Raw genomic sequence first — 223 nt, 5'->3', positions numbered from 1 at the left:
CACAGATTGTCTGATGAAAAGTAAAAAGCAAGGCGTCTTGCGATTGAGACTTCAGTGTCCCCTTCGTCTAGAGGCCCAGGACACCGCCCTTTCACGGCGGTAACAGGGGTTCGAATCCCCTAGGGGACGCCACTTGCTGGTTCGTGAGTGAAAGTCACCTGCCGTCATATCTCAAAACTGACTTGCGAGTCATGTTTGAGATATTTGCTCTTTAAAAATCTGG

Annotated in this window: 1 tRNA gene; it reads left to right on the top strand. The window is 49.3% G+C overall.

Annotated elements, in window-relative coordinates:
- Nucleotides 1–56 precede the first annotated feature (56 nt).
- Nucleotides 57–132: transfer RNA gene (locus tag IM284_RS22435), tRNA-Glu, on the top strand.
- The last annotated feature ends 91 nt before the right edge of the window (nucleotides 133–223 follow it).

The organism is Enterobacter cloacae complex sp. P12RS (genome assembly GCF_014895875.1).
In the GTDB taxonomy this organism is placed as follows: domain Bacteria; phylum Pseudomonadota; class Gammaproteobacteria; order Enterobacterales; family Enterobacteriaceae; genus Enterobacter; species Enterobacter bugandensis.
This window is presented reverse-complemented; position numbering and strand designations above follow the sequence as displayed.